General features: G+C 46.1%; 7 protein-coding genes. 4 read left to right on the plus strand and 3 right to left on the minus strand.

Translation table 11 applies throughout. The annotated features are described in order from the left end of the window. Window positions 1-49 precede the first annotated feature (49 nt). Both QZW47_RS14315 and QZW47_RS14320 read left to right on the plus strand, forming a co-directional pair. A complete protein-coding gene (locus QZW47_RS14315; protein ID WP_293128107.1) occupies window positions 50-853 on the plus strand; it encodes a circadian clock KaiB family protein in 804 nt (267 codons plus the stop codon). 179 nt (window positions 854-1,032) lie between these two features. Continuing rightward, entirely contained in the window at window positions 1,033-1,533 is a 501-nt protein-coding gene (locus QZW47_RS14320; RefSeq protein WP_293128108.1) for a hypothetical protein, read from the plus strand. A 133-nt stretch (window positions 1,534-1,666) separates the two neighbouring features. Here QZW47_RS14320 and QZW47_RS14325 read toward each other — a convergent pair whose 3' ends face one another. Continuing rightward, window positions 1,667-3,307, minus strand: coding sequence for a thioredoxin-like domain-containing protein (locus tag QZW47_RS14325; RefSeq protein ID WP_293128109.1), 1,641 nt, complete (start codon window positions 3,305-3,307; stop codon window positions 1,667-1,669). A 411-nt stretch (window positions 3,308-3,718) separates the two neighbouring features. Between QZW47_RS14325 and QZW47_RS14330 the strand changes: the two genes are divergently transcribed. Continuing rightward, on the plus strand, window positions 3,719-4,462 hold the full coding sequence (locus QZW47_RS14330; protein ID WP_293128110.1) for a class I SAM-dependent methyltransferase: 744 nt from the start codon (window positions 3,719-3,721) through the stop codon (window positions 4,460-4,462). Between the two features lie 168 nt (window positions 4,463-4,630). Here QZW47_RS14330 and arsM read toward each other — a convergent pair whose 3' ends face one another. After that, a complete protein-coding gene (arsM, locus tag QZW47_RS14335; protein WP_293128111.1) occupies window positions 4,631-5,599 on the minus strand; it encodes an arsenosugar biosynthesis arsenite methyltransferase ArsM in 969 nt (322 codons plus the stop codon). Between the two features lie 90 nt (window positions 5,600-5,689). Beyond that, window positions 5,690-7,300, minus strand: coding sequence for a hypothetical protein (locus QZW47_RS14340; protein ID WP_293128112.1), 1,611 nt, complete (start codon window positions 7,298-7,300; stop codon window positions 5,690-5,692). Between the two features lie 641 nt (window positions 7,301-7,941). On the opposite strand from QZW47_RS14340, the gene QZW47_RS14345 reads away from it, so the two are divergent. Next, the coding region (locus QZW47_RS14345; RefSeq protein ID WP_293128113.1) for a hypothetical protein at window positions 7,942-8,143 on the plus strand (202 nt) is incomplete at its 3' end.

The following is an 8,143-nucleotide window of genomic DNA, read 5'->3' on the forward strand; positions in this document are numbered from 1 at the left end:
CAGTGTTAACTGTTAACAGTTAACTGTTAACAGTTATTGGTGTACTTCAATGAAAGTCGATCGCCCGATTTGGCCAGAAATTTTCAAAGGCATTGCACTGTTTACACCCGGGGGAGACTTAATCTATTGCATAGACTCCCACAAGCGAACTCAGTGGCACTTGCAGTTGTGTGTAAGCCTTCAGGAAATACTCGGTTTGTCGGAACCGCCACATTTTCTGATACCTTGCTATACGGCAACAATTGACTGCTGGCGAGATCGCAGCGATCGACAGTTGCGGGTTGCTGCCGAGGCATACCCGCCCGTGCTACGATATCAAACGCTGCTAAATGCCATTTTTGGCACTGGTGACTTGGTGTGGGAGGCCCGCAGCGACGAAATTTGCGAGCCCATGGCGATCGCCACTTATCGCGAACAATTCCCCGAACTCTGGGAAAATCACGACTTAGTTGTACAGTATCCGATCGCCCAACCTCGATCGGACTCGCTTAATTCGGCGATCGTACATCCCTCGCGCTTCGGGCCATCCCATCAGATGCCGCCCACCCAACTAACACCACTCCCCCCGCCGCCACCAACTCAAGGCTACGTTTTACGGCTATTTGTTTCCGGGAACAACCCCAACACCGAGCGCACCCTCGAAACCTTATACCAATTGCTAGAGCAATGCCTCGATCGCCCCTACACTTTGAAAGTAATCGATGTGTTGAAACATCCCGAACAAGCAGAAGCAGATCAGATTTCAGCAACTCCCACTCTAATTAAAATCTGGCCGAAACCCGTGCGGCGAATCGTCGGCGAATTGAACGATGCTGCAAAAATAGTCAGGTTGTTGAGCAATTCGGAATTTTAGATTGGGGCGATTATTCAATACTGGCGATCGCACAATAATACTGTTGGATTGAGGTTTTTTTGTCCGCTGCGATCGCGCGCAGCGAGAAATCCGCATCTATTTTTCACATGGTTTTACTGGCTATAATGTATTAAATGAACCGTATTTAGCTAGAATGCGATTAAATAAACAATTGAATTATGTCAAATATTCACAATTTAATTAACAATAATTTCTATCATCCAAATTTCGGAAAACTACTCCATCATTGCGACATTCACAACCCCAATATCTTGCATTACTCAGTACAACTCAACGATTGGGAATCTCTAGCATGGGAACCCATGCAGAGCGATCGCCAAAAAGATACAGGAAGATTAGCAATTTGGCCTATTGATTGGCAGAGATTCCAAACTGCCAAATGGATCTCCTATTGGGAAAAACAACGCATCAACCAAGCATTGCATACTTCAGTAGCAGAATTTCACGAACGCTGGCAATATGAACTCTATCGATTCAATTGCGAACATTGGGCAAGACTTGTCACAACAGGGGATTGTTGCTGCCATCAGATTTCAGACTTTAAGAAGTTACAAAAAATTCCTGTCCTCGGTATTGTTGTTGTCGGAATTGTTGGTTTTGTGACAGGTGCTTGGGAACACAATGGATACGCACAAAAGTTGATTGTTGAAAGTGAGTAAGATGCGGAGTGAGGGAAATTATAATGATTTCTACACATAGTAAGTAGTAGATCACCTGACAATTAGTTCGTAGTGAGGACTGAAGTCCTCTAAATTTTAAGAGGACTTCAGTCCTCACTACAAACCTTTCTGCTCAATCAGGAAGACAAACATCTGGCGCGCACAAACCTTGAAAATCCAAAGTTGTGACTTCCAAAGTATCCAACTCAACTCGCCGAATCACGTGATTGTTCGTATCAGCAACAAACAAATGAGACCCGATCGCGCTCAACCCTGAAGGTTCAAAAAATCGAGCATTTAGACCTTTAGCATCAACCAAACCTGCTGTACCATCTCCAATCATCGTGCGGCAGGTACCGCCCCGGTGGTCGATCCGCTTAATTTTGTGATTGTAAGTATCAGCAACCCAAAGGTAATTTTGAGCGTATTCAACACCCAAACAGTGCTGCAACCTCACCTCTTCACCGCGACCATCTTTATCCCCAAAACCAAACAACTCGCCGCTACCGCACACAGTCCGCACCTTGGGATCTTCATCTATACCGACGGCACGGATCGAACTAATTTCGCTGTCAGCCACAAACAACTCCGATCGATCCGTAGCCAAGCCGCTGGGCTGAGAAAAAGCCGATTCTGCGAGACTTCCATCCACACAGGATTCTCGACCAATACCTGCATAAGTGGCGATCGTACCAGCATCTAACTGCATTTCCCAAATTTGGTGCGAACCAGCCATGGCGATAAAAAGTCGATCGCCAACTCGTTCTAAATCCCAAGGCGAATTCAATGGAATTTCTAAAGCCTTGCCGCTGCGGGGAGCAATTTCGTGACTTTGTTCGCCAGTACCAGCAACAGTTTCCACCCGTTGAGTCGTAAAGTCGATCGTTCTGATAGCGTGATTTTCCGTATCAGCAACATACAGAATTTGAGTTTCAGCATCAAAAGCCATACCTTGAGGGGCCAAAAACTCAGCTTCTTCAAAATTGCCATCAGTTAAACCGGGTTTCCCAGTACCAATGACGTGTAGCACCTCACCTTCGGTACTGCTGACAACAATTCGATTGTGTCCGGAATCAGCAATAAACAAGCAAGAACCGACCAAGTTTTGAATAACTGAATTAGCAGGCCCCGGCAGTACAGTTTCATCTACAGAGCCACTTTCCTCAGTCATTTCGCCCAAAAGCGCCTCATGTTGGTGAAGCTGTTTAGCCTCAGTTGCTGCGATCGCAAATGCCAGCACTTTACCAGGAAAAGCCAGCGGGGTAGATAGAGGTTTGCGCTGTTTTTCTAAACTGAAACGAAGTTCCTTAAAGTCGATCGCATTCTTATCCTTGTATTCAGAAATTAACTTACCAACTAACTGGTCAAGTGCTTCTCTATTGCCTTCGCCAGAAACAAAGCCAACGACATAACTTTCTGGATCGATCACCATTAAAGTCGGCCAAGCGCGAACAGCATAGCTTTGCCAAACTTTCATACCGCTGTCTACGATTACCGGATGTTCGATATCGTAGCGGAGGATAGCTTGGCGGATATTTTCTACATCTTTTTCGTTTTCAAACTTAGCCGAGTGAACGCCGATCACCGTCAGGGAATCTTTATATTTTTGTTCCAGGTACTTTAAGTCTGGGAGGACGTGCAAGCAGTTAATGCAGCAATACGTCCAGAAGTCGAGGATCACGACGCGCCCCTTTAAGGATTGAATCGATAAAGGTTTCTCGGTGTTCAACCAGGGGTACTTGACGGGGAATTCTGGTGCTCTGACGCGAGGCATGGGATCTCCTTGGTGGGCTCTGAATGATGTTTCACCTTCTTTAATTTAGCGGGAAGTTTCGCCGGATGGGGAAAATGGGAGGTTAATCAAACCGCAGAGGGCGCAGAAGAGGAGAAGGATGGCGATGATTTCACTGTAGCAGCGCGGGCATCCGGCGGCTACAGGGAAACCGCACCAAAAGTTTTGAGTCTCAGACGCTTGCTCAAAAAAACCCCAACAGTCAAAAATTCTGTCCCTAGGCCGTCAAATAATGCCGATCGACTGAATTGTTACCCAATGGTGTGTGCGGGACTACATTCCTTGCCCAAAAACGCCTGAGAATGACCGTCATAAAGCTTAGCTAGTAACGTTCTCAACCGAGTCAAGTTCCAAGATACAATAGGTTGACTTAATAAATAGAGGTCGGGTGCAATGCAGGAACTTAAAAATTTGCTGGAACAACAACCAACTAATATTATCAAACGCATCTCTCCCGATGATGTGATGTATGTACCAAATGGAGATGCACACTATTATGGAGTCGGATATTCTGCATTAAAATCTGTGCGGTTAGCTATGTTGGCCGCTTCTAAGTCTCACTCGAACACAATTTTGGACTTTCCTTGCGGACACGGTAGGGTACTGAGGACTCTCAAAGCCGCTTTTCCAAATGCTCAAATTACAGCTTGCGACTTGGATCGCAAAGCTGTAGATTTTTGTGTTGAAGCATTTAATGCGATTCCAGTTTACTCGGATCGCAACCCCGAAAACATAAAAATAGACCGCGAATTTGACATAATTTGGTGCGGTTCTTTACTAACTCATTTAGATTCAAAATATTGGTCAGGATTTTTAAAGTTTTTTTACGAGCATTTAACTGTAGGAGGAATTTTAGTTTTTTCAGTACATGGTCGTTATGTTGCTGACTGCTTCAAGAGCGGTCATAATTATGGGCTGCCAGCGCATAAAGTGACTGCGATACTCAATGAGTATCAGCATCAAGGCTTTGGGTATCAAGATTATGATGGCGCTTCAAACTATGGTATTTCGATATCTTCCCCAGTTTGGGTAAACTCGCAGTTAGAAGCAATACCCAATCTGCGGAAACTCTTATATTTAGAAAAAGGATGGGACTATCACCACGATATTGTTGCTTGCGAGCGAATATCAGGTTAGATATTTTGACTTCCCGAAAGAGCCAGAAAATGCTTGTCAGGATGCTCTGGCTAGCCTAGTCTCTAATATTAGTTGTTAATTCGACATCTCACTGTAGATACTGTCTTGACATAGGGAGACAGTATCTACAGCCATCTAAATATTTCAAATCTGACTCTGAACTTTCACTTAACAGCAACCGCCGCCGTTATAATGCCAAGTCGAATCAGTAATTAAAACCTGATCCGGCATCAATCCCCCCAAATTTCCCGCCGTTTTATCGCACACCGCCGCCGGAACGCCCCGCTGCAAAACGTGACCAGCATCATCATCAAACCACTCTTGAGACCCTGCATAAATCGCCGTCTTGCCCGTGAAAATGCAAGCGCCATCGGGGGGAGTGTCCACTTTGAAAGACACTGTATCAAGGCTTTCTAACAGCAAATCCGCATCCAATTTGTAATTGTGTTTGTCCAACAGCCGGTAAGGACGGCGCGCCCGGACTTCCACTTGTCCGAAGCCAACATCTACAAGGTGTTGAACGTATTCTGCGTAGGTTAGAGCCCCCGACAAACATAACGCCCGCAAGCGTTGGTCGTCTTTCAAATGCTGCGGAATTGGTCGAGTTGCGATCGGATCGCTCATCAATAACCTGCCACCCGGTTTCAATACCCGATAAGTCTCTTTTAATGCCTTAGCTAAATCCGCAGGTTCAAAGATATTAAACAAGCAATTTTGTGCGACAACATCAACGGAAGCATCCGGCACCGGCAAGGCAAAAGCATCGCCGTCACAAATTTCCACAAAACTCGCATCAAACCATTCATTCTCGTGGGCGGCAATTTGCAAGTTGCGTGCGGCCGCTTCTCGCATTGCTGCAACCGGATCGACCGCAATTACCGAGCCTGTGTGCCGAGAAAAATAAGCAAATTGCAGCGCTTCCAAACCGCCGCCTACGCCTACATAAAGCACGATGGGATTGCCTACAAGTTCGGCGGCGTGAACGGTTGTGCCGCAGCCGTAGTTCATTGCTTGCATTTGTTCGGGAATTTTTAATCCTGGCAGTTGCAAGGGACTGCTTTGGACGCAACACAGTCCGATTTCGGGGGTTTCGGCAACGTCGCTGTAGAATTTGGCTGCTGTTTCGAGATAGGTCATTTTTGATGATTTTCCTGATTTTTTTTGACCGCAGATCTAGGCGGATTCACGCGGATTAACGCAGATGAATGTAGAAATTTTGTGTTAGGTTTAAAATTCGACTTTTTGTTCTGATTTTGGTGGGTTTTCTGGTTCTGAAACTGTTGTTTCGGGAACGGCTAATTCGGCGCTTTTTGGAGCGGCAACTGGTGACGCTGGTGCTACCAAATTGGGAGATGCTTCTGGTATCGCAGGAGCGACTACTTTTGGTACTGGAGCTTTTTCTATTATTTCTGGCAGGGTTGGTGATGCTGAAGGGGTAGCTGGTTCGGTAACTTCATTCAAAAAGTTGCGGAACCGATTGTAGTATCCTTGATATTCTGGTTTCTTTGCTTCGGGAGATGCTGTTGGTTTCGGTTCTGCAACTTGAACCTGTTCCACAATTTTTGGGGTTTCTAACTGTGGAGTTGCTGTCGGTGTCGGTTGTATTACTTGAATGGGTTCTACAATTTTCGGCGCTTCGAGTGGCGGTGTTGCTGTCGGCGTCGGTTGTATTACTTGAACGGGTTCTACAATTTTCGGCGCTTCGAGTGGCGGTGTTGCTGTCGGTGTCGGTTGTATTACTTGAACAGGATCAACTTTTGGAGCGACTGTTGGCTCTAAGCTAGGTTCGATAACTGGGGTTTCTGGAACCGCTGGTGAGGGTTCGGTAACAGGTGTTTTTTCTGATTCAGGTGTTGGTGTGGGTTCAGGAGTTGGTGTGGGTGTGGGTTTGGGGACTTGGTATGTACGATCGACTATACCGCGAGCATCTGCTACTGTTAGGGAGCCCCGCACTAATTTGGCAAGAGTATCTTGACCCTGCGGTTCGTAATCGATCGCTCTGACTGTATTATTAAAGGCGTTTTTGACGGTATTTCCCTGTTCGTCGATTAATTCTAGCTGTACCCAGTTTTTGCCGGGTTTGAATCCTTTAAGATATATAGGTTGCCATTGGTCGATCGCAAAGCTTTCGCCGTTAACCGTGGCTCGAATTTTCCAATCGAGTATTTCATCTTGGGAATTTGCTTGAGCTACTTGGTGCAAGGGTGCATTTGTCAAGTAAAAATCCAGTAGGATGGGTTCTGCTCCGTAGCTGCCTTGCGGGCTGTTGTACGTTAATAGGGGCAATGTGCGATCGGGATTATTCTCCTGTGTTTTGGTAAAAACATGAAAAGTGGTTTGGGCCAAAGCACCTTCGTTTTTAAAGCTTTCTTCCCAAGGACTAGCGGCAAACACCCGCAGGGTATGGGTTCCTGGTGCTAACTCCGAGAGCGCTAGAGGCTGGTTGATGTCATATACTGCTGTGTAAGGTTGGTTGTCTAATACAACTTGCAGGTGAGGCCCCAAACCCAAGTTTGCCTCTTTGAAAATAGGGAAGTCCTTCACTTGGAACTTAACGGACACATTTATATCCTGAAGCACTTCGTCAGGTTTTGGATTCAAAATACTTATTTGAGGCTGGTAAATTTCTACAGCCTGACGCAGTTGTTGAATGGCTTCTGGGGGCGAAACCTCTGAGATTCTGTTTACCTCGGCGGTAGCTGAGCCGCTCTTGTTTCCTGATTTGGGCATTTGGGGATCGCCCGCGCCACAACTTGCTATACCTACAATCAATACTGCTGCTGCGAACAATGCCAGCAGCTTGCCTGCAACCGTTCTCTGCCAATTGATGCCAATCACGCAACTATACTCCTAGAAGCCTTCTCATAGGGAACTATAGCCCAAAACCGAATTTAGTATTGGGGAATTGCCGATCGGCAATTCATGGGCCCCTCTGCCCCGGATTCAGGCTGTGCGGGCAACCAATCCGAGCCCGCTAATAACTCCCCCAGCCGTTTTCTTAAACATTTCTCCATAAATGAGTATTCGTCAATGGCCTTATCTTTGAGTTTTGTAAACTTAATGGCAATACCCCTTGACTTTTTTGGGGGGCTGTGGAAATTAAAGGGGTGATTGCATCAAGAATTGAGGCTTTTTTAAGTATTGTTAACAAGTGATTAATACTTCTCTAGCAGGCTTATAATTCATAAAACTGCCTCAAAAGGAGTAGCCGCATCAAACCTGAATCCAGGAGGCGATCGGCAGATCCAGATAGCGAGAAGAGTTTGCAGTACCCAGGGACATTGTTAGCGACACTGGGGAGCTGGCTTCTTTACAAAGAAGTAAAATGCTTGGGGAAACGATGCACCTGCATAGAACTCTGCAAAGAGCGAAGTGTAAAATGTTTCGGAGAACCGAGAATCCCCTGCCTAATTAAGCGTGGGGAATGTCAGATACAGTATTCAGTTCTCGTTCCTTGTCTTACCGAGAGGAGAGTCTTCATGACCATTAGTCCTCCAGAGCGAGAGGTAAAAGTTAGGGTAGTAGTCGATAAAGATCCGGTTCCAACCTCTTTTGAGAAGTGGTCAAAACCAGGTCATTTCGATCGCACTCTAGCTAAGGGGCCAAAAACCACCACTTGGATTTGGAACCTCCACGCTAACGCTCACGACTTCGACAGTCATACAAGTGATTTAGAAGACG

This window comes from Microcoleus sp. bin38.metabat.b11b12b14.051, from assembly GCF_013299165.1.
GTDB lineage: Bacteria > Cyanobacteriota > Cyanobacteriia > Cyanobacteriales > Microcoleaceae > Microcoleus.

What these genes read in the sequence shown, in the direction of transcription:
- QZW47_RS14315 (WP_293128107.1), top strand. Translation starts at nt 50, where the DNA reads ATGAAAGTCGATCGCCCGATTTGGCCAGAAATTTTCAAAGGCATTGCA.
- QZW47_RS14320 (WP_293128108.1), top strand. Translation starts at nt 1,033, where the DNA reads ATGTCAAATATTCACAATTTAATTAACAATAATTTCTATCATCCAAAT.
- QZW47_RS14325 (WP_293128109.1), bottom strand. Translation starts at nt 3,307, where the DNA reads ATGCCTCGCGTCAGAGCACCAGAATTCCCCGTCAAGTACCCCTGGTTG.
- QZW47_RS14330 (WP_293128110.1), top strand. Translation starts at nt 3,719, where the DNA reads ATGCAGGAACTTAAAAATTTGCTGGAACAACAACCAACTAATATTATC.
- arsM (WP_293128111.1), bottom strand. Translation starts at nt 5,599, where the DNA reads ATGACCTATCTCGAAACAGCAGCCAAATTCTACAGCGACGTTGCCGAA.